This window comes from Pedococcus sp. P2_E4 (assembly GCF_056403935.1).
On sequence record NZ_JBFUEO010000001.1, the window covers coordinates 130,049 to 153,975 of the forward strand.

A 23,927-nucleotide genomic window follows, 5' to 3' on the forward strand; every position below is an offset into this window, starting at 1 on the left:
GCGTGAGCCTCCCCCAGCTCCGACGCCGCCGCGAGGTGGTGGCCGCACCTCCGGCCGAACGGCCGGAGGTGCGTCGATACCGCTTCCTGCTGCACGCCACCGATCCTGCCGTGCTGGAACGCCTCCACGCGGACGCGCTCTCCCGCCTCGACCCGCTCACGCGCGCCACGATCCTGCGAACCGCCCAGGAGAGGCTCCTCTCGGGGCGCGACCTCACCGTGGACGACGTGCCCCGCATCGCCCGCCTCATCACCACGGGCGAGTGCAAGACGCCGGGGATCCTGACCAGTGCGTTGCCCGACATGTCGCTCGTGCGCCTCGCCACCATCGTGGGCCGCGGCGCCGAGGCCGGTGACCTCCTCAGCGGGTATGCCGTGTGGGACGGGTCCGACTCCGTGTCGCAAACCTCGAGCCCGCCCGACGCTCCGGCCCCGCCCGCCGCGGGAGCGGCCCGGTCCTCGAGGCCGCAGCTCGTCCAGCCCACCGTCGCCACCGGGGGCAGCGGTTCCTAGACCCAGCCGATGACCTCGTCGGTCGTCGACATCGTGACGAGGGGCGCATAGAGCGCCATCACGTCCAGCGCCTTCTGGTGGTTGTCGTCGGTCGACCCGGCGCAGGCGTCCGTCACCACGGTGACCGATGCCCCCGCGTCGGCGGCGGGCAGCACCGTCGAGATGACGCAGCAGTCGGTGGCCACGCCCGCGACGACGAGCGCCGGCTGCTCGCCGACGACGGCTCTCAGCTCGGGGACCCACTTGCCGAACGTCGTCGCCGACACCGTGCGTCGGGGGTAGGCCGTGACGTCGTCCGTGAGCTCATACAGCCGGCTGTCTGCTGGCTCCAGCGCCCACGGGAACTGCTCGTAGTACGGAACCCACGCGCCCGCCGGCTCCTGCGGAGCGACGAAACGAGTGAAGACCGAGCGGTCACCGAACGCGGCGGCGAGCCGGACCGCGTTGGCCGCGGCCGCGGCATACCTCGGCGCCACCCAGGCGCTCGCCGGGTCGCCGAAGACGCGCTGGAAGTCGATCGCCACCAACCACGGGCGACGCGTCACGTGCCCTGCTCCTGGCGGCGCACCGTGCCGCGCCGGGCCACGAGGGTGACGAGGAACGACAGGACGAGCGCGAGCAGCACGCCGAGGTTGGCGTAGGCCCAGTTGCCGTCCCAGTAGGGACCGGCGGGGTCGTCGACGTAGGTGCCGAGGCCGAGCGGCTCGAGCAGGTAGCCCTGCCAGTTGTTCCAGGACGCGTCGGCCGCGAAGCTGTTGACCACCAGGCCCCAGCCGAGAACGGTCGTGACGGCCATCGTGACGATCGAGACCCAGTCCCACGCGCCGTAGATGCCGCGCGGGTCGAACAGCGCCTCGTCGTCGTAGTCCCGGCGCCGCAGCACGAGGTCGGCGATCATGATGCCGGCCCACGCCGCCAGCGGGACGCCGAGGGTGATGAGGAACGACTGGAACGGGTTGATGAAACTCTCCGCGAAGAACACGACCCAGATCGTGCCGACCGTGAGGATGACCCCGTCGATGAAGGCGGCCCGCGGCCGGGGGATCCGCAGTCCCAGCGAGAGCAGGGTCAGGCCCGAGGAGTAGATGCCGAGGACCGCGCCGCTGACGAGCGCGAGGATGGCCGCCACCAGGAACGGCAGCAGGAACCACGTGGGCAGGATGCTGGCGAGGGTGCCGATCGGGTCGGCCTGGATGCCGTCGCGGAGCTTCTCGTCGGATCCTGCGAGCAGCAGCCCGTAGATCACGAGCAGGGACGGTGCGAGGGCGCCGCCGAAGGTGTTCCAGAAGACGATCGACCCACCCGAGGCGTCGCGACGCTGGTATCGCGACCAGTCGGCCGCGATGTTGATCCAGCCCAGCCCGAAGCCGGTCATGACGAGCACCAGCGCACCGACCACCTGCTGACCCGAGCCGCTCGGCAGGGCGCTGACGGCGTCCCAGCTGACGTCCTTGACGGTGAGGGCGACGTAGACGACGGTCGCGATGCCGGTGATCCAGGTCAGCCACGACTGCATCCGCATGATGATGTGGTAGCCGGCGACCGATGCCGCGACGATGAGGGCCGCCACGACGACGCACGCGACGATCTTGGTGCCCGTGCCGCCGCCCCAGCCCAGCTGGGTGAAGATCGTCGCCGTCGCCAGGGTCGCGAGGATCGCCAGGAAGGTCTCCCAGCCGATCGAGACCAGCCACGAGATGACGCCGGGGACCTTCTGGCCGGTCACCCCGAAGGCCGCACGCGAGAGCACCATCGTCGGAGCGGAACCACGCTTGCCGGCGATGGCGATGACGCCGCAGAGCAGGAACGAGATCACGACCCCGACGACCGTGACGAGCACGGCCTGCCAGAAGGAGATGCCGAACCCCAGCACGAAGCCGGCATAGCTGATGCCGAACACCGAGACATTGGCCGCGAACCACGGCCAGAACAGGTCCTTCGGCCTGGCCGTCCGGGCGGCCTCGTCGATGATCTCGATGCCGGTCGTCTCCACGCCGAGGCGCTGCGTCTCGGCCCGCGTGTCAGTGCTCATGGCGCGAGCGTAGACCGGCGTGGGTACGTGCGGTCGGTGCCACGGCGCCACGGCGCAGCTCAGGGCCGCGCACGGGCGCACCGGCAGGTCGCGCAGGGGCGCCCCGGCATGACCGGGTGCCGCCTTCGCGGTGGGTGAACGACACGGGCATCGCCCGTGCATGAGGGTGTGGAATCAGTGCCTCAGGTCATTGCTGACCCGAAGCCCACTTCCCGTACTCGTCGTACTCGTCCTCGCTCCCGGAGTCGTCGGAAACTCGTTCCGGCTCCGCGTAGGAAGACCCGTGCAGTTCTCGCTCAAGCGCGCTCAAGTCGGTGTTCGGGGAGAAGTACTTCAGCTCCCGAGCGACCTTGGTCTGCTTGGCCTTGGCCCGGCCGCGCCCCATGGCGTGACCCCCTCATGCGTCTGCCGGGACGGCATCGCCTGGTCGAGTCACCTCGTCGGTGCCTCGGCTCCACGGAGCGGTCCCGGGAAATGTGTATGTGTCGTGGGTACAACGCTACATGAGCCGAGCAAGTTCTGTGCGCGAGACCCTCGTCTCACCGTCGATTCCTGCGTCGGCCCCGGTCAGCGGCCCCGGTCAGCGGCCCCGGTCAGCGGCCGGGGAGCCAGATGCCGGCGGCGGCTCGTGCGGCCATCCGCTCCTCGGCGATGTGGTCCGCCRCCACGGCCGGGGACGTGCCGTGCGCGTCGGCCGTCTCGAGCACCTCGAGGGTGTGGTCGAAGATGGCGGTCGCGCCCTTCTTGGCCCGCTCGAAGTCGAAGCCGTGCAGCTCGTCGCTCACCTGGATCACGCCGCCGGCGTTGACCAGGAAGTCGGGCGCGTACGTGATGCCGCGCTCGCGCAGGCGGTCCGCGGTCCCGCCGACACCCTCCGTGACGAGCTGGTTGTTGGCGCCCCCACAGACCACGGTGGCGCGCAGCGCCTCGACGGTCGTGTCGTCGAGGGCGCCACCGAGGGCGCACGGCGCGTACACGTCGAGGTCGGAGGTCACCAGGGTCGCGGCGTCGGGCACGACGTCGACCTGCGGGTACTGCGCCCGGACCGCCGCGACTGCCTCGTCGTTGACGTCGGTCACGACGACGTGGGCGCCGTCCTCGATCAGGTGCCCGGCGAGGATTCGTCCGACCTTGCCCACGCCCGCGATGCCGACCGTGCGGCCCTTGAGGGTGGGGGAGCCCCACAGGTGCTGGGCGCACGCGCGCTGGCCCTGGAACACGCCGAAGGCGGTGAGCACCGAGGAGTCGCCTGCGCCGCCGTTGGCCTCGGACCGGCCCGTGGCGAAACGGGTGGTCTCGCTCACGATGTCCATGTCGGCGACATACGTGCCCACGTCGCACGCGGTGACGTAGCGCCCGCCCAGGCTCTCGACGAAGCGGCCGTAGGCCCGCAGCAGCTCGGGGGTCTTGTCCGTCGCCGGGTCCCCGATGATGACCGCCTTGCCGCCACCCAGGTCGAGCCCGGCAACGGCGTTCTTGTACGCCATGCCGCGCGACAGGCGCAGCACGTCTGCGAGGGCGGCGTCCTCGCTCTCGTACGGGTAGAACCGCGTGCCACCCAGGGCCGGGCCCAGCGCCGTGCTGTAGATGCCGATGATCGCGCGCAGCCCGGTGACCTTGTCGTGGCAGAAGACGACCTGCTCGTGCGCCGAGGTGTCCGTGGACGGCGCGGAGGGCGGTGCCGTGGTCAAGGGGTTGGGGGGCGTCGAGGACACGGTCACGGTGGTGACTCCTAGGGCTCGGTGCGCGGGTGGCGCGGATCGGCTGCTCGGGCGGTCCGGCACGGGTCGCGCGCCGGTGAGCCCAGCGTATTCCGAGCCCGCGGCGGCAGCCGCCCAGGGACTGACTAGTCATTCCGGGCCATGAGGGATGGCACGTTCGGATTGTTCCCAAAGGGTCCTGCTTGTCCGATTATGTAAGGACGTCCCCTGCATGAGGAGAAAGACAATGGTTACTCGCACCACCGAGGTCGAGAAGTTGCTCACGCCCGCGGAGGTGGCGTCGTTGTTCCGGGTTGATCCCAAGACCGTGACGCGCTGGGCCAAGGCAGGCAAGCTCAACTCCATCCGCACGCTCGGCGGTCACCGTCGCTACCGCGAGGCCGAGGTCCGCGCGCTCCTGACCGACGTTCTCTAGGCACCTGTGAGGCACTGACTGGTCGGAGCCGGAGCAGGGGCTCGGAGTTCCCGACCAGGGCAGTGATCTGACGGTACGTTCGACCGCATGACCTCAGCGCGCCCGCCAGGACCCCTGGCGGGTCTGAAGGTCGTGGAGGTGGGCGGGATCGGACCCGGTCCCTTTGCGGCCATGATGTTGGCCGACCTGGGTGCCGACGTGGTGCGCGTCGACCGGCCCGGCGACGACCTGCGTGCGACTCACGCGGTGCTGTTCCGGGGCCGCCGATCGGTCGTGCTCGACCTCAAGTCCGACCTCGGGCGTGCTGCGGTGCTCTCGCTCGCGGAGCGCTCGGACGTGCTGATCGAGGGCTTCCGCCCTGGTGTGGCGGAGCGTCTGGGTTTCGGTCCTGACGTTGTGCTGCAACGCAATCCGCGGCTGGTCTATGGCCGGATGACCGGGTGGGGCCAGGACGGCCCGTATGCCGACCGGGCCGGTCACGACATCACCTACCTCGCGGTCAGTGGTGCCCTGGAGGCGTTCCGGGCGCCCGATGGGCGCCCCGTCCCGCCGCTCAACCTGCTCGGGGACTTCGGCGCCGGCGGGCTGCTGCTCGCCTTCGGGATCGTGTCGGCGGTGCTCAGCGCCCGGCTCTCCGGGCGCGGCCAGGTGGTCGACGCCGCGATCGTCGACGGGGTCGCCACCATGACCGCGATGCACCAGTCGATGCTGGCCTCGGGGATGTGGGCGGGGGCGAGCGGGACGAACATCTTCGACGGCGGGGCCCCCTTCTACCGCTGCTACGGCACCTCGGACGGCCGGTGGGTCGCAGTGGGTGCCATCGAGCCGGCGTTCTACGAGCAGCTGCTCGACGGCCTGGGGCTGTCCCCCGAGGACGCGGGTGGTGCCCAGCTGGACTCCGCCCGCTGGCCCCACATGTCCGGCGTCCTTGCCGACAGGTTCGCCACCCGCACCCGCGACGAGTGGGCGGCGGTGTTCGCCGGCCGGGACGCCTGCGTCGCCCCTGTCCTGTCGGCGGCAGAGGCGGTCCACGACCCGCACCTGGTCGCACGAGGCACCTACGCCGAGTCCCGTCCGCCCGGTCCTGTCCAGCCCGCAGCCGCCCCGCGGTTCTCCGGAACCCCCTCCCGGGCGGGCGAACCAGCCTCCGGGCCCGGCCGGCATACCGAGGGGGTTTTGCGGGAGTTGGGGCTGTTAGGTGACGATCCGTTTGGCGATGGGGCCGTCACCTGAACGGACGAGAGACCTTCAAGGCTTGGCAAAGTTCTGCCCACAGCGGATCGTCCCGGGTCTCCAATGGAGCCTGACAGAGCAGTTCACGACCATTCGGGGAGTCGTTGGTGACCAACAGCCTTGGAAGTTTCGTTCAGGAGCAGATGCGGCTCCTGGGATGGACCCGCGACGCGCTCGTGGAGCGATCCGGCCTGGACCGCTGGGAGCTCGAGGCCATCCTGGAATCCCCGACGTTGCCTGAGTGGCCCTCCCCCTCGGTGGTGCTGGGCCTCGCCCGGACCTTCAACGTTTCCGTGCGCGAGGTCGCGCTCGTCTCGGCCGAGGGAGTCGGCCTGCACGTCGCCGCCACGTCCGACCCGGTCTCGGCGATGAGCCACCTCACCAACGAGGAGCTCATGCGGGAGGTGCGCCGACGGCTGTCGCTCGGGGCGTCGACCGGTGGCTACATCACCAACCCCGCCTCGTTCGTCGACTCGGACGCCCACCGCTACTAGGACCTGGTGCCCCACGGGTCGCCCACGACACCCCCCGCTTTCCCCCGAAGCGGGTTCCCGCACCCCCCAGCGGGAGACATGGAGGGGCCGACACCCTGCGTCGGCCCCTCCTCGTCTTTCCCCTAGCGGCATCACGTCCGCGGGGAGCAGGAGAGGCGGGGGCCGGGGGCCGCGGCTCGCGCGCAGTCAGCCCAGGCGACGCAGGGTGGCGGCGAAGTCCTCGAGCGCGCCCACGGCGGCGTCGAGCGCCTGCTCGACCCCCGCGAGGGTCTCGGCCTCCACGACGACGCCGTCCTCGCCGAGGTGCTCGACGGTCTGGCACAGCTCGGCGAGCCGGGCGGCACCGAGGTTGGCGGACGAGCCCTTGAGGCTGTGCGCCGCTCGCCCGAGGTCGTCGGCGCGACCGGCGAGCCGGGACTCCTGCATGGTGGCCAGCGTCTGCCGGGCGTTGGCACCGAACCGGTCGATGAACCGCAGCAGCATGGTGGGGTCGCCAGGGTCGAGGTCGAGCAGCTCCTCGAGGCGGGTGGGTTCGAGGACGGCAGGGTCCGCCAGGGCTGCGAGGGAGCGGCTGTCGTCCGCGGCCGGGCTGGCGCCGGCGGGGCTGGCGCCGGCTGGGTTGGCTTCGGCGGGGCTGGCGTCGCCGGCCTTGGAGAGCGCCTGCGTGGAGATGTCTTGCACGGGGACCCAGCGGTCCAGGGTCTCGCGCAGCAGCGCGACGTCGACGGGCTTGGTCAGGAAGTCGTCCATGCCGGCCTCGAGGCAGCGCTCGCGCTCCCCGGCGATGGCGGCCGCGGTCATCGCGATGACCGGTGTGCGCTCGCCGCCGTCCTCATAGGCCCGGATGGCGCGGGTGGAGTCGAAACCGTCCATGTGCGGCATCTGGCAGTCCATGAGGATCGCGTCATAGGTGTCCGGTCGTGCCTGGACGGCGTGGAAGCCCGCCAGCCCGTCGGCGGCGAGGTCGACGGAGTAGCCGAGCGCCTCGAGGATGCCGACGGCGACCAGCTGGTTCATCTCGTTGTCCTCGACCACCAGGATCCTGCCGCGCGACCCCGTGGCTATTGGGGCGTGGCCCCCACTCGTGGACGGCGCCGATCCGTTCGAGCGGGCCGGGTCGGCCGGGCGGCCGGTCGTCACCAGTCGGAGGCCGTCAAGGAGGCTGGACGGGAGGACGGGCTTGGTCAGGGTGAGGTCGATGCCTGCGGCGGACAGCTCCGAGGCGTCGAGCTCGACGGCCGAGGTCAGAAGGATGATCCTTGTGTCGGTGAACCGTCCGTCCCCCCGCACCATTCGGGCGAACTGCTCGCCGTTGACGCCCGGCATCAGGTAGTCGAGCAGGATCACGTCGAACGGCGCACGGAGGCGGTGCGCCTCGTCGAGCAGGCTCAGGCCCTCGACACCGGAGGAGGCGATCGACGCGTCGACGGACCAGCCCGACAGCTGCTCCTCGAGGATGAACCGGTTGGTCTCGTTGTCGTCGACGACGAGCACGCGCAGACCCGGGTCAAGTGCGGTCGCGACTGCGGGCTGGTCGGAGCCCGTCGCCGGCGCGAACTGGGCGGTGAACCAGAAGGTGCTGCCCGACCCGGGCTCGCTGTTGACGCCGATGGTGCCACCCATCGCGGTCACGATCTGGCGGCTGATCGCCAGGCCGAGTCCCGTCCCGCCGTACTCCCGCGTCGTGGAGCTGTCGCCCTGGGAGAACGCGGTGAAGAGGCGCTCCTGGACCTCCGGGCTGATGCCGGTGCCGGTGTCGCTCACCTCGACGCGCAGGACGGTGCCCGGGCCAGGGCCGGGCTCGATCGTGGCCCGCACCACGACATCGCCTGCGGAGGTGAACTTGACGGCGTTGGCGGTGAGGTTGGAGATCACCTGTCCGAAGCGGACGGGGTCGCCCGACACCATCGCGGGGATCTCCGGCTGGCAGGCCACGGCCAGCTCGAGATCCTTGGCGCGAGCGCGTTCTGCCATGAGGGTGGTGCTCTGCTCGACCACGGCTCGCGGGTCGAAGTCGACGGACTCGAGATCGAGGCGGCCAGCCTCGATCTTGGACAGGTCGAGGATGTCGTTGACCAGGGCGAGCAGGCTGCGCCCCGCGCTGTCGATGCCGTCGGCGAGGCGACGTTGGTGCGAGGTGAGCTCGGTGCGACCGAGCAGCTCGGTCAGGCCGATCACGCCGTTGAGAGGCGTGCGGATCTCGTGGCTCATCGTCGCGAGGAACTCGGACTTGGCCATCGAGGCGCTCATGGCCGTGTCACGCGCCTGCTCGAGCCGCTCTGCTGCCAGCTCACGCTCGGCCACGTGCGCGAAGATCGCGGTCGCCTGCGCCACCGTCTGCCCGTCCGACGCGGTCGGGGCCGTCCTGGCGCGCGTGTCCATGACGACGACGAGAGCGGCTTTCCCGTCGGCCACGACAGGTGCGGCGACCAGGCCCGTGCCCTCGGTCGTGACGGAGGCCTGCGGGGTGAGCTCGGCGACGGCAGCCTCGGCGAGGCGCGTCGCCTCGGCCAGGTCCGCGGCCGGGACCTCCCGGGTCTCGTCGGGCACGGCCCGCAGCTCGCCCGAGCGGCTCACCAGCCACGCCGCCACGGGTCGCCAGCCGGTGTGCTGCTCGATGTCGCGCAGGATCGGGCCGATGACGTCGGCCATCGTGGACGCCTCGTTGGCGGCCGTGGCCATGGCGGTCAAGAGGGCCAGGGCCTGCTCGGCATCCTTGCGCTCCGTGATGTCCTGTGACGTGCCGCCCATCCGCAACAGGACGCCGGTGGCCTCGTCATAGCTCGCACGGCCACGGCCACGGATCCAGGCGATCGACTGGTCGGGCCTGAGGATGCGCGCGTCGAACTCGAACTCGCCTGTCTCCTGGGCAGCCTCGGCGACCGCGGCCGCGACGGCCTCCTGGTCGTCGGGGTGCAGTCTGTCGATGAAGCCCTGGTAGTTGGGCACGAAGCCGGCGTCCGGCTCGACGCCGTAGATGCGGTAGAGCTCGTCGGACCAGCTGACGACGTCACTCTGGACGTCCCACTCCCAGCTGCCGATCTTGGCGATGTGCTGGGCCTCGGCCAGCTGGGCCTCGCGGCGCTGGAGCGTGTCGATGAGCCTGCGCTGCTGGCTGTACTCGGTGACACGGTGCAACCACCCGACGTGCGCTCCGTCGTCGTTCCTGATGGGCGTGTGGCTCACGAGGGCCCAGAAGCGCTCGCCGTCCTTGCGCAGCAGGCTGCACTCGAGGTTGCTGCCCGACTCCTGCGAGGCCTGGAGGTCCTCGAGGTGGAGCGCGAACTGCTCCTGGCCGGCCTCGTCGAGGGTCTCGAACACCGACAGCCCGGGCATCTCGTCGGGCGTGCGGCCGAGCATCCGCGCCATCCGCGAGTTGGCCAGCACCGTCCGGCCGTCGGAGTCGAAGACCCACAGGCCGTCCGGAGACGCCTCGACCAGCCAGCGGCTGAGGCTCTCGGCGTCAGCCCCGGCGAGGGTGTCGCTGGGGCTGTCGGTGGGTGGCGTTCCGGGCACAGGTCGATTTTGCGTCATCGGCCGGGTGAAATCTCACTCAAACGGCGGCATTCACCCCAGAATCCGCCTATCGGACCCATACGCGCGTGGACGACGTCGTGATCCCAGCGCACTCGAGGTCGGTCGAATGGCCCTGTACGGCCCCGCATAGCGCCCATAGCATGGGTTTGCCTTCGCATCGTCGCGCTGACTGCTGGCCATGCTCACGATGCCACGCACGTGCCGCGGGCGTCGCCCGAGGGTCGGCGAGAAGGGATGGTGACTCCCATGCCGCACGAGGCGAGAGCACTCCGCCGGGTGTCGACGACGCCCGGGCCGGGCCCGGTCACTGCTTCCGCCGCGGGTGGTGCGACGCAGGAACGCGAGGAACCCCGTCCGGTCCATGACGCGGCGTTCGTGGAACGCAAGGGGCGCAAGTGCACCTTCGCGCACCTCTCCGCCCTGAGTGCCGTGCTCTTGCTCCTTCTGCTCTATCTCGCGTTGCTCGACCAGGGCGCGACCCATGAGAACCCTGCCTTGGTCTTCCTGGTGGTGGTGCTGGTGGTGCTGCTCCTCATGACCGTGCTCCGTTTCCTGGCGCTCGTCGTGAGCAGGCGACCGTTGACGACCGAGCAGGGTGCCGCCCCTGCGGGCGGTGGCCAGCCCGCCAGCTCCGTGCCGCCGGGGCCGGTCGGCGCCACCGAGGGCTCGTCGCCCGGCGACGACCGCCGACCGCACCCACCCGCCACGGTTGTCTGCTGCTCCGGGGGCGGCATCAAGTCCGCCTCGTTCTGCCTGGGCGCCCTGCAGCAGCTCTCGCACGACCGGATCCTCCAGGGTGCGAGCTACCTCGTGGGCGTCAGTGGGGGCGGGTACATGGCCGCCGCGTTCAGCACGATGGCATGGCGGCGGAGGCGGGCCAGAGGGGACCACGTCGCGCGCCCGGGGACCGCCAGCCCGGGGGAGGGCGAAGGCGACGCCGGGCCGTTCGCCAGCGGGTCCGACGAGCTGAACCGGCTGCGGCGGTCGACGAAGTACCTGGCCTCGTCTCCGGAGGTGCGATTCGAGCTCGTCGCCTCACTGCTCCTGGGCATGACGTCCAACCTGGTCCTGTTGGGGTGCCTGAGCGTCGTGCTGGCGTGGCTGATGAGCACGTATGCCGTGAGCAGCGGGCTGCTCCTGGTTCCCCCCGAGGGCGACTGGACGTGGAACCCCCAAGGCCACCAGGCCCTTCCCCTGCTGGTACTCCCAGCGCTCTTCCTGCTCGGTGTGGCCATCGTGTGGTTCCTGCTCGCACGTCGGAACCCCGCGCCCTGGTCCGCGGAGGCGGCGAAGGGCGACCGGGACGGACCTGCCCCAGCGACGTTCTCCGAGCGCCGCAGCACGTGGGAGAGCTCGGAGGCGTGGCAGTTCGCCGTCGGCAACCTCGGTGCCCGCGCGTCCCAGATGGCCCTGCTGTTCGTCCCCATCTTCCCGGGAGTGCTGTGGTTGGCCTATCGGCTCGAACTCCTCACGCAGAGCTGGACCGGCCCCGACGTCGGCGCACTCCGGGTCACCCTCGCGGGCCTGGTGACGACGTTGACCGCGTTCCTCGGCCTCCTGAACGCCGCGCGGAGCGGTCTGCGCCAGGACGTCCTCAGCGCGGGGCAGCGGAGTTTCCTCACCTGGTTCAGGCGTCAGGTGGCGCCGGTGCTGGCCATCATCGTGTTCCTCGGCGGGCTCTACGCGTCGCTGGTCCTGTTCACCTGGCTGGCACTTCGTGACGTCTGGGTCCTGGGAACCCACGGTTGGGTCTTCGTGTTCGTACCCCTCCTGGTCGCCGTGCTCTTCAAGGTGAACGACACGTCGATCTTCCAGTTCTACCGCGACCGGCTGGACGCGGCATACCTCTCCTACCAACCTGACGGTGGGAAGCCGGTGCCGCACACGACGCCCACCCTCGCGGAGGTGAACGAGGACGCATCGGCGGGAATCTGGCCGAAGCTGATGCTCCTGGGGACGGCGAACGTGCGCGATCCCGACCTGCTCCCGGCTGACCGCCACGGCACGCCCTTCGTCCTGTCCGACGTGATCGGGATCAGTGACCCGCGGCTGCCCGGGGGGACCGCGCTGCTCGACGCCAGGACCTACAGCTACGACCTGGACGTCCGGTGGAAGGCCCGCGCGTCCCGGCAGATCACCGTGGCCATGGCGGTCGCGATCTCCGGGGCGGCCGTCGCCCCGATCGCGGGACGCGACGACAAGGTGCTGGGCCGATACCGGCTGCTCCTGGCGCTGGCCAACATCCGCCTCGGTCTCTGGGTGAGGAACCCCTACTGGGTGGCCAACGACGCGGCGCGACGACGGAGCACCGAGGGAGTGCGATGGGCTCGATGGGTCCTGCGGCTGAACGACTACCTCGACAACTTCGCGCCGTCGCTGCTGTTCCACGAGGCCGTCGGGCTGCCCCGGATCATCATGCCGTTCCTGTACGTCACGGACGGCGGCCATTACGACAACCTCGGGCTGGTGGAGGCCTTGCGCACGAAGCCAGGTCGAATCATCATGCTCGACGGCTCGGGTGACCCGGAGGACGGCTTCCCCACGATGGCAAACGCCATCGCCACCGCGCGGATGGACCAGCAGGTGGAGATCGCGTTCGACCCCCGCCGCCTGCGCCGAGGAGCGCGCCAGTACCCGCGCAGCGGGTGGACCGTCTGCACGGCGACCTATCCCGACGGGTGGACCTGCGACATCGTCTACATCAAGGCCCTGCTGCCGAAGGGGCAGTCCTGGGACCTGCAGAGCTATCGCACCCGCAACCCCGGCTTCCCCTCCACGACGATGGAGTACGAGCTCTTCGACGAGTTCACCTTCGAGGCGTACCGCGAGCTGGGGTGCAGCCTGGTGCGTCAGGCGATGACCGAGCTGGCGTGGTGCAAGGCGCCGACCAGCACCACGTGCCAGGACGACTCACATGGATAGCTGCGCGACGAGGCGCCCCCGCAGGCACACTGCCATCCCCAGCCCCCGGTGGGGGAGCGGTGGACCTGAGGGTGGTGGAGGTCGGTCCGACGAGTTCTCCTGCGTTTCACGACTTCCTCCACTCCGGTTCCGGGGCCCCTTCACGGCCGGACCTACCGACCCCTACCCGACGCACCTGCTGCGTCGCTCCAGGACCCTCGTCGCTCACCGTAGGTCGAGTGGGGAGTGGTCGGGATCCGTGTGTCCCCGGGAAGGCGATGCGGGAAAAGCGCAGTGTGAATACGTGGAAACACGGTGTGGCAGAAGGAAAGGCGGGCGAGCGGAGTGCGGAACAGGCTGACCAGGTCACGCGTCGCCACAGCCACGGGGATCGGCATCGTCGTCCTGAAGATCGCCAGTTCCATGCCGCACCTTCGCGGCGACGTCGCCCTGGTGGCCATCGCCTGGTTCGTCGTCATCGCGTTCGTCGTCGTGGGGCTCGGGCTGTTCGCGGCCGGGCTACCCCGCATCAACGGCTGGGCTTGTCTCGCGGTCGCGGCGGCCACCATTCCCGGCGACCTCAACCACCCGGCATACGCTCAGGGACTGGTCATCGTCGGCTTCGTCCTCGAGCCCCTCTACCTGGCTGCCGCCGTCACCCTGGTGCTGCGGTACCCCGAGCCGAGGCTGACGACGCAGGGGCGGGTCGTCGGCTGGTGCCTGGTGGTCTCGAGCGTCCTGATGCGGGTGCCGCTCGTGTTCACCCGGGGCACCCTCCCCAACCCCCTGCACGCATCCGTCGACCGCCCGGTGCTCGCGCTGGACGCGTGGTGGCACGACTGGGTCTTCCTGCGAGGCGCCTACGGCTGCACGACCCTGCTGCTGCTCTGGGCCGGCGTCCTGCTCGTGATGCGTGCGGCCGGCACGCGTGGTGTCACGAGGCAGTCCCTCATGCCGCTTGCGGTCGTGGGCGCGATCTGCGCCACTGCCGCTGCCCTGGACCAGGTCGTGTGGATCCTCGGCACCCCGAGCGCGGCCTGGGCCCCGGTGGCGGTCGCGCGGAACCTCAGTGCGGCGACCATCCCGGTGGGTCTCCTCGCGGACCTGCTCCGACGACGCGCCGCGGCCGCGGCCGTGACGTCGGAGATCTTGCGTGCGGCCGGCACCGGTGACCTGGCACAGCTGCAGGCGGCCCTGCGCCACGTACTGCTCGACCCGTCTCTCACCGTCAAACCGGCCGCAGATGAAGAGTCTTCGTCGCTGGACGCCCAGGCACGTTCAGGGGCGACGGCCAGCAACGGGCGGGGGAGCGTGACGCTGCTGTCGGCGGACGAGACACCCCTGGTGGTGGTGGGCTACGACCCACACGCCCTCGGCGATCCTGGCCTGCTCCGCTCGGCGCTCTCGGCAGCCCAACTCGGGATCGAGAACACGCGGCTCACCAGCGAGCTGCTGCAGAGGATGGCCGAGCTGCGGGCGTCACGAGCGCGGATCGTGGAGGCAGGCATGGCGGAGCGGCGAAGGGTCGAGCGCGACCTCCACGACGGTGCACAGCAGCAGTTCCTCGCGGTGGTCGCCACCCTCGCCCAGTCCGACTTCGCGACCGAGGCGCAGATGCGCGACCTCGTCAGCGATGCACGGACCCGACTCACCGGCGCCCTGGCCGAGCTTCGTCAGCTCGCCCGCGGCATCCACCCCGCTGCGCTGAGCCAGGGTGGGCTCAGCGCAGCGCTGCCCTACCTGTGCCAGAGCGCCTCCGCGCAGGTCACCCTGCGACTTGATCCCGTCCTGGCCGGGCGCCCGCTCGCACCGGGTGTCGAGTCCGCGGTGTACTTCGTCGTGGCCGAGGCGCTCGCCAACGTCACGCGGTACGCCGGGGCCACGACCGTGACGGTGACGGTCGTGGCCGAGGGCCCGCACCTGTCAGTCGAGGTCGCAGACGACGGCAACGGGGGGGCGCACTTCACGCCGGAGGGCGGCCTCACCGGCCTCCGTGACCGGGTGAACGCCCTGGGCGGCGAGGTCGTCCTCCACAACGACCCGTGCGCCGGTCATCCCGACTCCTGTGGGAGTCGGCTTCGCGTCGGGTTTCCCGCGACCGTGGGGCAGTCGTCATGAGTGCCCCGCCGGGACCCGAGGGCCGGGGACCTGAGGGCCGGGGACCTCAGGGACCGGGGGACGCCGCGGACTCGTCGGGCGCAGCGGCCGGCGGACGGCGCCTGCAGGTGATCCTCGTGGACGACTCCTCGCTCTTCCGGCAGGGCCTGGCCGGGCTCCTCACCGCGGCGGGGATCGAGGTCGTGGGTCAGCTGGCCGGCCCGGAGCCCTTGCCGGCGCTGCTCAGGGCGGCCCGCCCGGATGTCGTCGTGCTCGACGTGCGCATGCCGCCGACCCACACCGACGAGGGGATCGTCACGGCGCAGGCCATCCGTCGCGACTGGCCGACCGTGGGGGTGCTGGTCCTCAGCACGTATGCCGAGGCGGAGTGGGCGCGTCGCCTCCTCCAGGACGGCGCAGCGGGACTGGGATACCTGCTGAAGGACCGGGTCAACGACGTGACGACGCTGGTCGAGGGCATCGCGCGGGTCGCCGAGGGGGGCACGGCCGTCGACCCGGACATCGTCTCCCAGCTCATCACGGGCAGCCACGGCCCGAGGTCTGCCCTGAGCAGCCTGACCGACCGGGAGCTGGAGGTCCTTGGCCTGATGGCGGAGGGCATGTCCAACGCGGGGATCGGCCGACAGCTGCACCTGTCACCGCGGACCGTCGAGGCGCACGTCGCCTCCGTCTTCGGCAAGCTCCCCCTGGCCGGCCACGACACGACCCTGAACCGTCGTGTCCTGGCGGTGTTGACCTACCTGCAGGCGCACCACAGCCGTCCCTGACGGACACGGGAACCGGTCTCCCGGAGCCAGTCGCGGTGCGTGTTTCCACCTAGGGACTTCGCGGGCAAACGCGGATCCGCGACGCCCGTCCGACCGCCAACACTGTTCATCAGTGCGACGCGGACGTCGACACGAACAGCTCAGGAACACACCAGAAGTCGTCGATGGGTTCCGTCCGGAGCAGCGGACACCGACCCATCTGAGAACCGGCGCAGGGTTCGGCGCACTCCCCCTCGGGGGACCACCACATCAGGCTTCACCAGCACGAACGAGGGTTCACCATGTCCACAAACCTGTCATCCATGTCCCGTACGAAGAAGGCCCTGGTCGGCGCAACCACTGCCGTGGTCGCCGGCGTCGGCATGTCGTCGCTCATGGCCGGGCCCGCCCAGGCCATTCCCTACTACCAGAAGGCGTGTGCGTTCGACGCCCGGAGCAACACCGCGACTGCCGGCTGGCAGCCCGTCAACTCGGTGGTACGGGTCAACAACGGCACCACCGGTCGCTACGTCGTGGTCAACTTCAACGCCGACGCGGGCGTCAGCAGCCTGGCCGAGATCCGGCTCGGCTACCGCGTCGACGCCGGAGGGATCCAGACGCCGGGGGCCCAGAACTTCGCCAACTACACGCAGTACTGGCAGACCCGCCACAGCATGGTCGTGCTCTACGTTCCTGCCGGCTGGCACACCATCCGTCCGTACTGGCGGATCAGCGGTGCAGCCGGCAAGACGGGCGTCATCGCCGCGCGCTGCCTGACCGCCGAGGGCTACACGTCCTGACGCAGGAACCGGGGGACCCTCAACAGGGCGTCCGATCGAACCGCCCTCGCCGAAGACACGGCGAGGGCGGTTCGCCTGTCGGCCGGCCAGGCGCCGGTCAGACCAGCGCAGTCTTGACCGCTTCGGCCAACGGCGTGGTAGGCCGCCCGATCAGGTTGCTGAGGGTGTGGGAGTCGTCGAAGAGCTCGCCCGCCGCGACCCCGCGATCGCTGTCACCGAGAATCTCTGCGAACGGTGCCGGGACACCGGCCGACACCAGGGCGGCGACGTAATCCTTCTGCGGCAGGTCGGTGTACGAGACCTGCTGGCCAGACAGCTCAGCCAGCGTGGCGGCGTAGTCGGCCATGGTGAAGGAGTCGTCGCCCGCAAGCTCGTGGACCTTGCCGGCGCCGTCGTCGGCGAGCAGAGCCACTGCGGCCGCCTCGGCATAGTCGGCGCGCGCAGCCGCGCTGATCCGGCCGGCGCCTGCGGCGCCGAGGATTCCGTGCGCGAGGTGGGCGGGCACCTGCGCGGTGTAGTTCTCGACGTACCACCCGTTGCGCAGCAGCACGTGGGGGAGACCCAGCTCGGCGAGGATCCGCTCGGTCGCGAGGTGCTCACCGGCAAGGGCCAACGAGGTGGAGTCCGCCCGCAGGATGCTGGTGTAGGCGACCAGTTCGACACCCTTGCGGGCTGCGGCCTCCAGGGTGGTGCGGTGCTGTTGGACTCGCTCCCCCACAGCGCTGGAGGAGACAAGCAACAGGCGCTCGACTCCCTCGAGCGCAGCATCCACCGAGGCCGGGTCGTCGTAGTCGAGCCGCCGGGTGATCACTCCGAGCCTGGCGAACCCGGTCAGGCGCTCCGTGTCGCGGGAGGTGGCGACGATGCCGCCGGGGGCAACGCCGCGGTCGAGCAGTGCGCGGACCGCGAGGCTGCCGAAGTTGCCGGCGGCGCCGGTCACGAGGAAGGTCATGGGTTCATCTCCTGAGAGGGGGTTCATGCTGACATCGGCTGACAACCCATCTCTGATGCAAACCCTTCCTTATGACTGGTACCCACTTAGAAGTAAGGTACTGGTATGGAAGTAAGTCAGAAGTCCGTACGCTTGGCCGCCGCCTTTGGTGAGGGTGTCTTCACCGGGAACTGCCCGACCCGGGAAGCACTGGCCCGGGTGACGAGCAAATGGGCGCCGCTGTTGCTGGCCGCGCTCTCTGATGGTGAACCGCTGCGCTGGAACGAGCTTCGGCGCAGGGCAACCGGCGTCACCGAGAAGATGCTGGCCCAGACCCTCCGGTCGCTGGAGGAGGACGGGTACGTGCACCGGGATGCCAAGCCCGTCGTGCCGCCCCACGTGGAGTACTCGCTCACCAAGGACGGCCAGGAGCTCGCGGGGCTGCTGCTGGAGCTGATGACTTTCGTCTCCGACCGAACCCTTGCGGGGGAGGCCGCCACAGGGTGACCGGTCCGCGACCGAGGAACGGCTGTCATGACGCGCGTCCGGGCGAGTTGCGGTCAACTTCTGCTGTCAACGTACTCAGGAGTGCAGAAACCGCAGGCCCAGCAAACGCTGTGACCTGCGGCTCTGTGGGGTGGCCAGGGGCGGGGTCGAACCGCCGACCTTCCGATTTTCAGTCGGACGCTCGTACCAACTGAGCTACCTGGCCTGGGTGGTGCTTCACATGCCTCCGCGACGGGTCTCACCTGCAGTGTCAACCGAGGTAGGCCTGTCGCGGCGCGACCATCATAACTCATGGCAGGACTGCTCTCTGACGCCCGCTCACGCCTGGGGTGCATTCGCGGAATACCCGCCTGTGCAACGAAGTTGCGCCGGGCATGAAGGCAATCACCTACGCCGAGTACGGCGACCCCGACACCCTCCAGCTCACCGACGTGGCCGACCCCAAGGTCGGTCCGGGTGAGGTGCTGATCCGCGTGCGCAGCGCCAGCGTGAACCCTGTCGACTGGAAGGTCGCCAAGGGCTACCTCGACGGGCTCATGGTCGTGAGCTTCCCCGCCATCCCCGGCTGGGACGTCGCCGGCGTCGTCGAGGCCGTGGGTCTCGACACCCCCGAGTGGGCGGTGGGCGACGAGGTGATCGCCTACGCGCGCAAGGACTGGGTGCAGGGCGGCACCTTCGCCGAGCTCGTCACCGCGCCCGTCCGCACCGTCGCCCGCAAGCCGAGCTCCCTCGACTGGCACCAGGCCGCAGGCCTCCCGCTCGCGGGCCTCACCGCATACCAGCTGCTTGCTCGGTTGGGGCTCAAGGAGGGCGAGACCGTCCTGGTGCACGCCGCCGCCGGCGGCGTCGGCCTCTTCGCCGTGCAGATCGCCAGGGCGCTCGGCGCCCGCGTGATCGGGACCGCCTCCGAGGGCAACCACGAGTTCCTGCGCGGGCTGGGTGCCGAGCCGGTGTCGTATGGCGACGGGCTCGCCGAGCGCGTCCGTGGACTCGCCCCTGACGGTGTGGACGTCGTGGCCGACTTCGTCGGCGGAGTCCTGCAGACCACGCAGGCGGTCCTCAAGGACGGTGGCCGACATGGGTCGGTTGCCGACGGAGCGGTGGCGGGGGCCGGTGGCATCGCGGCGTGGGTGCGTCCGAGTGCAGAGGACCTCACCGCCCTGGGCGACCTCGCCGACGACGGCAAGCTGACCGTTCCCGTGGCCGAGGTGTTCGCCTTCGCGGACGCGGCCAAGGCGCTCGAGCTGAGCCAGACCGGTCACGTGCGCGGCAAGATCGCCATCGAGGTCAGCACCGACTGAGCCCGCTGGAGCGAGTGCGCCAGCCGGGACTCGGGGATGACCCTGGCTCACCACCCGTTGTGGGCCAGGCCACCCCTGACTCAGCCAAAAGTCGGTGCGCGACACGCGCCTCGCTGTCTAGCGTTAAAGCCATGAGCACCGTGGAGGGTCCGGACACGTCCGGCGTCGGCTGGTTGGCCAAGCTCCCGTCGGGTCGGGTGAGCAAGTGGGTCATCGTGGCGTTCTGGCTGGTCGTGGCCGGTCTGGCGTTCGGGCCGAGCGGTTCGCTCACCGGGGCGCAGAAGAACGACGCCTCGTCGTGGCTGCCCGGCGGTGCCGAGTCGACCAAGGTGATCGAGGCGGCATCGGCATTCCAGTCCGAGAACGAGGCGCCCGCCGTCATCGTCTACGAGCGGGCGAGCGGGGTCACCCCGGCCGACCTGGCTGCCGTGCAGACCCAGCTGGCGAAGTTCGCGGCGGTCCCCGAGGTGAAGAAGGACGTCGTGGGGCCGGTCCCGTCCGAGGACGGCAAGGCCATCCAGGTGGTGGTCCCGATCGACGCGGGCTCGGCCGGATGGGAGGCCTTCGGCACGGTCGTCGACGGTCTGCGCGGGATCACGGCCGACTCGCCGCAGGGCCTGACCTCACACGTGACCGGGCCCGCCGGGTCTGCCGCCGACTCCTCCGAGGCCTTCAACGGCATCGACGGCAAGCTGCTCTACTCGGCCATGGCTGTCGTCATCGTGATCCTGCTGCTGACCTATCGCAGCCCCGTGCTCTGGCTGCTGCCCGTCATCTCGGCGGTGGTCGCCCTGACCGTCGCCCAGGCCGTCATCTACCTGCTCGCCACGCACAGCGGGCTGGTCGTCAACGCCCAGAGCGCCGGCATCCTCACGGTGCTCGTCTTCGGCGCCGGCACCGACTACGCCCTGCTGCTCGTCGCCCGCTACCGCGAGGAGCTGCGTCGCCACGAGGACCGGCACGAGGCGATGGCTTTCGCCCTCCACCGGTCGGGGCCGGCCATCTTCGCCAGTGGCGCCACAGTCATCGCCGGGATGCTGTGCCTGCTCGCCGGGTCGCTCAACTCCACCAAGGGCCTGGGGCCGGTGGCGGCCGTCGGCATCGGCGTCGCCCTGCTCGTCATGCTCACGCTGCTGCCCGCCCTGCTCGTCGTCCTCGGTCGCTGGGTCTTCTGGCCGATCCGCCCGAGCTTCGGGTCTGCCGACCACACCGAGACGAGCTTCTGGGCGCGCGTCGGTCGCCGGATCGCCGCCGCACCCCGCCGGACGTGGGTCGTGACGAGCGTGGTCCTGGCCGTCGCATCCCTGGGGCTGCTGCAGCTCAATGCCACCGGCCTGTCCAACGCCGACACGTTCTACGGCAAGCCTGACTCGATCGTCGGTGAGGAGGTGCTGGCCAAGCACTTCCCGGGTGGCGCGGGCAACCCGGTCATCGTGGTGACCAAGCCGGACGCAGCCGCAGCGGTCCGGACCGCGGTGCAGGGCGTCGACGGGATCTCGGACGTGAGCGACCCCATGACCCAGGGCGGGTCGGCCTTCGTCCAGGCCACGCTCGCCGATGCGGCCGACAGCGACGCCGCCGCGGCCACGGTCGAACGCGTGCGCGAGGCGGTCCACGCCGTGCCGGGCGCCGAGGCGCTCGCGGGTGGAAACACCGCGGTGCGATCGGACACCCTGGACGCCTCCGACCGCGAGAACAAGGTGATCATCCCGCTGATCCTGCTGGTCGTCTTCCTCATCCTCGCCCTGCTGTTGCGGGCCGTCGTGGCGCCGCTGGTCCTCATCGCCACCGTCGTGCTGTCCTTCGGTGCGGCGCTCGGCCTGAGCGCCCTGCTGTTCCGGCACGGCTTCGGCTTCGCCGGCGCGGACCCGTCACTCCCGCTGTTCGTCTTCGTCTTCCTGGTGGCGCTCGGGATCGACTACAACATCTTCCTGATGACCCGGGTGCACGAGGAGACCAAGCAGCACGGGACGCGTCGCGGTGCGCTCATCGGGCTGGGCGCCACCGGCGGGGTCATCACCTCGGCAGGTCTGGTGCTCGCCGGCACCTTCGCGGTTCTGGGCACGCTGCCCGTCGTGACGTTCGCCGAGATCGGCGTCGCCGTGGCGCTGGGAGTGCTGCTCGACACCCTCGTGGTGAGGTCCGTGCTCGTGACGGCGCTCAACCTCGACCTCCGCAGGGTCATGTGGTGGCCGAGCCGGCTGTGGCGCGAGGACGGCGGCGCGAGCCGGACCCCGGCCGAGGACCTCACGAACGAGCCCGCCCGGGTCTGACCCGCGGGCAGGCTGCGTGAGCGGCTGATCGATGCAGAGCACAACCGAACGCGCTCAAACGGCCGGGTCGGGTATCAAACGACCGTGACAACCCTCCTTCAGGTCGGGATCACTCCAGATCCCCACCACTGGGGGGAAGCACACACATGGCACCACTACCCGAGCTCCGCGACGACCTCGTCGACCTGGTCGTCCACCGGCGTGACACGCATCGGTTCCACCCCGAGGTCCTGTTGCCATGGTGGCGGCCCTGCACGGTCAAGGCTCTGCTCGTCACCGACGGTGGGCTCGACTTCGGTGACGGCGACTTCGGCCTGTCCGCGTTCGTGACCTCGCTGGTCAACGACCAGCGTAGCTACGTGCGCTTCGAGATCACGGTCGCGCACCTGCGGACCGACGTCTCAGATGCGCAGGTGATGGTCGGCAACCCCGGCATCGCCCGTAGCATCAAGGGATTCCGCTTCGACGTCGCCAGCCACTTCACCTCGACCATGTACGACGAGGTCTGGCTGTTCGGGATCGAGACCAACTACGGCTACCAGCCCTACTACGGGCCGCGAGCGGTCGCCGCCAACGGGTACCCGACCGACCGGCTCAAGGACTCCGAGCTCGACCGGCTCACCGCCCACATGAACCGCGGCGGCGGCGTGTTCGCGACGGGCGACCACGGCTCGCTGGGCCACGGCCTGGGCAGCGCCATCGACCGGGTGCGCTCCATGCGGCACTGGGAGGACTTCGGCGCGGGCGAGGTCAGCATGGCTGGACCGCGGCGCAACGACAGCAACCACGTCGGTCACGACGCCGGGTCGCAGTTCAGTGACCAGAGCGACGACATCCCGCAGCCGCTCGACCTCAAGCTCTACAGCTCGTGGGCGGGCATCCTGCGCGAAGCGCGGTACCCGCACCCCGTGCTGTGCAGCCCGCTGGGAAGGATCGACGTCTTCCCGGACCACCCGCACGAGGGCGAGTGCATGGTGCCGAGCAGCCTCACGACGTCGTGTCGCGACGGCTCCGACGAGTACCCGCCGGCGACCGACGGGACCGGCCGTGTCGAGCCCGAGATCATCGCGTGGGGCCACGTCCCCGCCGGCAACGTGGCGTCGAGCCACGGCTCCCTCAAGCAGCCCACCGTGGCCCACCGGTTCGGGCTGCTCAGTGCCTACGACGGACACCGGGCGGCCGTCGGCCGGGTCGTCTGCGACTCCACTTGGCACCACTTCGTCAACGTGAACCTGATCGGGATCTTCGAGGGCGGCGGGTTCGACGACTTCGGTCGCGCGGGTGAGGACGCGTCCAAGCACACCGGCTTCCTCGCCTCGGCGGCCGGCCAGGCCGTGCTGGCGAAGATCCGTCACTACTACGTCAACGTCGGGGTCTGGATCGCACCCGCCGAGCGCATCGCCTGCATGAACAGCCGGCTCTGGTGGGACCTGCTGTGGTCCGACCGCCTGGTCGAGGCGACCCTGATGGACCCGGCCCACCGCTTCGAGGACATCCACCTCGTCGACCTGTGGCACATCGGGGTCCAGGCTCGGGACGTGCTGGGTCGGCGGGCCGGGGCGTGCCAGACGCTGCACCTGGTGTTGCCGTGGCTGCGCGAGATCTACCTCGAGCTGGTGCCCCACATCGACCCGTGGGGACCGTGGCTCCCGCCCGGCCCGCCCGGGGGGCCCAGACCGCCCGAGCCGCCGCTGCCGTGGATCAACCACGAGCAGCTGCTCGACCTGGCGCTCGGCGGTGCCCTGATGGCCCTGCGGGAGCACTACCCGTACCCGACCAAGGCCGGACTCGAGTTCGACGAGCGCGCTGAGGCCATCGTCCGCAAGGGCATGGCGGCAGCGCTCGACCGGGGGCTGGGGGAGCTGACCGGTGAGATGAGGCGCTGGGCCAAGCTCGGCAGCGTGGGGCGTGAGCGGCTCGGAGAGCTCGCCCGGGCCGAGCTCCCGGCGGGGTCGAAGCCAGCGACGACGACGAAGCGCACGTCGAAGGCGACCAAGACCGCCAAGGCAACCAAGGCCGCCAAGGCCACGCGGGGCAAGGCCTGAGCGGCACGGCATACCGGAAATGCCGGAGAGGCCCACACGATCGTGTGGGCCTCTCCTGGTCTGGCGACCCCGACGGGACTCGAACCCGCGACCTCCGCCGTGACAGGGCGGCGCGCTAACCAACTGCGCTACGGGGCCTGGGATGGTGCTCAGGCCGTTCAAAACAGTATCCCCAACGGGATTCGAACCCGTGCTACCGCCGTGAAAGGGCGGGGTCCTAGGCCGCTAGACGATGGGGACCGGTCTCTCAACCGATCCTCGCCTCTAGCGCACCAGCGCTCGGATCCGTCGAGGACTCGGAAAGCATAGGGGGTGAGTGCCCCGATATCCAAACGGCCCGTGGGGGCCACCGCGGGCGTGT

Annotated in this window: 18 protein-coding genes and 3 tRNA genes; 12 read left to right on the plus strand and 9 right to left on the minus strand. The window is 70.4% G+C overall.

Annotated elements, in window-relative coordinates; genetic code table 11:
• Positions 1–2 precede the first annotated feature (2 nt).
• Positions 3–512 carry a hypothetical protein gene (locus tag AC1DV7_RS00640; RefSeq protein ID WP_477593546.1) on the plus strand — a complete coding sequence of 170 codons (510 nt, stop codon included), beginning with the start codon at positions 3–5 and terminating at the stop codon, positions 510–512.
• Here the strand turns inward: AC1DV7_RS00640 and AC1DV7_RS00645 are convergent.
• The 4 genes from AC1DV7_RS00645 to AC1DV7_RS00660 all read right to left on the minus strand — a co-directional run bounded on the left by AC1DV7_RS00645 (position 509) and on the right by AC1DV7_RS00660 (position 4,265).
• Positions 509–1,057, minus strand: a complete 549-nt coding sequence (locus AC1DV7_RS00645) for a cysteine hydrolase family protein (protein ID WP_477593548.1) — start codon at positions 1,055–1,057, stop codon at positions 509–511. The genes AC1DV7_RS00640 and AC1DV7_RS00645 overlap by 4 nt on opposite strands.
• Complete coding sequence (locus AC1DV7_RS00650; protein ID WP_477593550.1) at positions 1,054–2,544, minus strand: purine-cytosine permease family protein; 1,491 nt, start codon at positions 2,542–2,544, stop codon at positions 1,054–1,056. The genes AC1DV7_RS00645 and AC1DV7_RS00650 overlap by 4 nt, the downstream gene beginning before the upstream one ends.
• Positions 2,545–2,731: 187 nt before the next feature.
• A complete protein-coding gene (locus AC1DV7_RS00655; protein ID WP_477593552.1) occupies positions 2,732–2,929 on the minus strand; it encodes a DUF3073 domain-containing protein in 198 nt (65 codons plus the stop codon).
• A 208-nt stretch (positions 2,930–3,137) separates the two neighbouring features.
• Entirely contained in the window at positions 3,138–4,265 is a 1,128-nt protein-coding gene (locus AC1DV7_RS00660) for a Glu/Leu/Phe/Val dehydrogenase dimerization domain-containing protein (protein WP_477593554.1), read from the minus strand.
• Between the two features lie 226 nt (positions 4,266–4,491).
• Here AC1DV7_RS00660 and AC1DV7_RS00665 point away from each other — a divergent pair, with 226 nt between their 5' ends.
• The 3 genes from AC1DV7_RS00665 to AC1DV7_RS00675 all read left to right on the plus strand — a co-directional run bounded on the left by AC1DV7_RS00665 (position 4,492) and on the right by AC1DV7_RS00675 (position 6,407).
• Positions 4,492–4,680: a BldC family transcriptional regulator gene (locus tag AC1DV7_RS00665; RefSeq protein ID WP_477593556.1), complete on the plus strand. Its 189-nt coding sequence runs from the start codon at positions 4,492–4,494 to the stop codon at positions 4,678–4,680.
• 87 nt (positions 4,681–4,767) lie between these two features.
• A complete protein-coding gene (locus AC1DV7_RS00670) occupies positions 4,768–5,913 on the plus strand; it encodes a CaiB/BaiF CoA transferase family protein (protein ID WP_477593558.1) in 1,146 nt (381 codons plus the stop codon).
• Between the two features lie 107 nt (positions 5,914–6,020).
• On the plus strand, positions 6,021–6,407 hold the full coding sequence (locus tag AC1DV7_RS00675) for a hypothetical protein (RefSeq protein WP_477593560.1): 387 nt from the start codon (positions 6,021–6,023) through the stop codon (positions 6,405–6,407).
• Between the two features lie 186 nt (positions 6,408–6,593).
• Here AC1DV7_RS00675 and AC1DV7_RS00680 read toward each other — a convergent pair whose 3' ends face one another.
• A complete protein-coding gene (locus tag AC1DV7_RS00680; protein WP_477593562.1) occupies positions 6,594–9,923 on the minus strand; it encodes a response regulator in 3,330 nt (1,109 codons plus the stop codon).
• Between the two features lie 396 nt (positions 9,924–10,319).
• On the opposite strand from AC1DV7_RS00680, the gene AC1DV7_RS00685 reads away from it, so the two are divergent.
• The 4 genes from AC1DV7_RS00685 (at position 10,320) to AC1DV7_RS00700 (ending at position 16,509) form a co-directional block, all read left to right on the plus strand.
• The gene (locus tag AC1DV7_RS00685) at positions 10,320–12,866 is read left to right on the plus strand and encodes a hypothetical protein (protein ID WP_477593564.1); all 2,547 of its coding nucleotides are present in this window, start codon (positions 10,320–10,322) and stop codon (positions 12,864–12,866) included.
• Positions 12,867–13,190: 324 nt separating this feature from the next.
• The gene (locus AC1DV7_RS00690) at positions 13,191–14,963 is read left to right on the plus strand and encodes a sensor histidine kinase (protein WP_477593566.1); all 1,773 of its coding nucleotides are present in this window, start codon (positions 13,191–13,193) and stop codon (positions 14,961–14,963) included.
• Complete coding sequence (locus AC1DV7_RS00695) at positions 14,960–15,730, plus strand: response regulator transcription factor (protein WP_477593568.1); 771 nt, start codon at positions 14,960–14,962, stop codon at positions 15,728–15,730. Before AC1DV7_RS00690 ends, AC1DV7_RS00695 begins: the two co-directional genes overlap by 4 nt.
• 302 nt (positions 15,731–16,032) lie before the next feature.
• A complete protein-coding gene (locus AC1DV7_RS00700; protein WP_477593570.1) occupies positions 16,033–16,509 on the plus strand; it encodes a hypothetical protein in 477 nt (158 codons plus the stop codon).
• Between the two features lie 97 nt (positions 16,510–16,606).
• Here AC1DV7_RS00700 and AC1DV7_RS00705 read toward each other — a convergent pair whose 3' ends face one another.
• The gene (locus tag AC1DV7_RS00705) at positions 16,607–17,461 is read right to left on the minus strand and encodes an SDR family oxidoreductase (RefSeq protein ID WP_477593572.1); all 855 of its coding nucleotides are present in this window, start codon (positions 17,459–17,461) and stop codon (positions 16,607–16,609) included.
• Between the two features lie 198 nt (positions 17,462–17,659).
• On the opposite strand from AC1DV7_RS00705, the gene AC1DV7_RS00710 reads away from it, so the two are divergent.
• On the plus strand, positions 17,660–17,947 hold the full coding sequence (locus AC1DV7_RS00710) for a winged helix-turn-helix transcriptional regulator (protein WP_477593574.1): 288 nt from the start codon (positions 17,660–17,662) through the stop codon (positions 17,945–17,947).
• A gap of 131 nt (positions 17,948–18,078) precedes the next feature.
• On the opposite strand, the gene AC1DV7_RS00715 is transcribed toward AC1DV7_RS00710, so the two are convergent.
• A tRNA-Phe gene (locus AC1DV7_RS00715) sits at positions 18,079–18,152 on the minus strand.
• 169 nt (positions 18,153–18,321) lie between these two features.
• Between AC1DV7_RS00715 and AC1DV7_RS00720 the strand changes: the two genes are divergently transcribed.
• The 3 genes from AC1DV7_RS00720 (at position 18,322) to AC1DV7_RS00730 (ending at position 23,566) form a co-directional block, all read left to right on the plus strand.
• Entirely contained in the window at positions 18,322–19,248 is a 927-nt protein-coding gene (locus tag AC1DV7_RS00720) for an NADP-dependent oxidoreductase (protein ID WP_477593576.1), read from the plus strand.
• Between the two features lie 131 nt (positions 19,249–19,379).
• The gene (locus tag AC1DV7_RS00725) at positions 19,380–21,521 is read left to right on the plus strand and encodes an MMPL family transporter (RefSeq protein WP_477593577.1); all 2,142 of its coding nucleotides are present in this window, start codon (positions 19,380–19,382) and stop codon (positions 21,519–21,521) included.
• A gap of 146 nt (positions 21,522–21,667) precedes the next feature.
• On the plus strand, positions 21,668–23,566 hold the full coding sequence (locus AC1DV7_RS00730) for a hypothetical protein (protein WP_477593579.1): 1,899 nt from the start codon (positions 21,668–21,670) through the stop codon (positions 23,564–23,566).
• Between the two features lie 61 nt (positions 23,567–23,627).
• Here AC1DV7_RS00730 and AC1DV7_RS00735 read toward each other — a convergent pair.
• Positions 23,628–23,704, minus strand: a tRNA-Asp gene (locus AC1DV7_RS00735).
• A 29-nt stretch (positions 23,705–23,733) separates the two neighbouring features.
• Positions 23,734–23,806, minus strand: a tRNA-Glu gene (locus tag AC1DV7_RS00740).
• Positions 23,807–23,927: the final 121 nt, after the last annotated feature.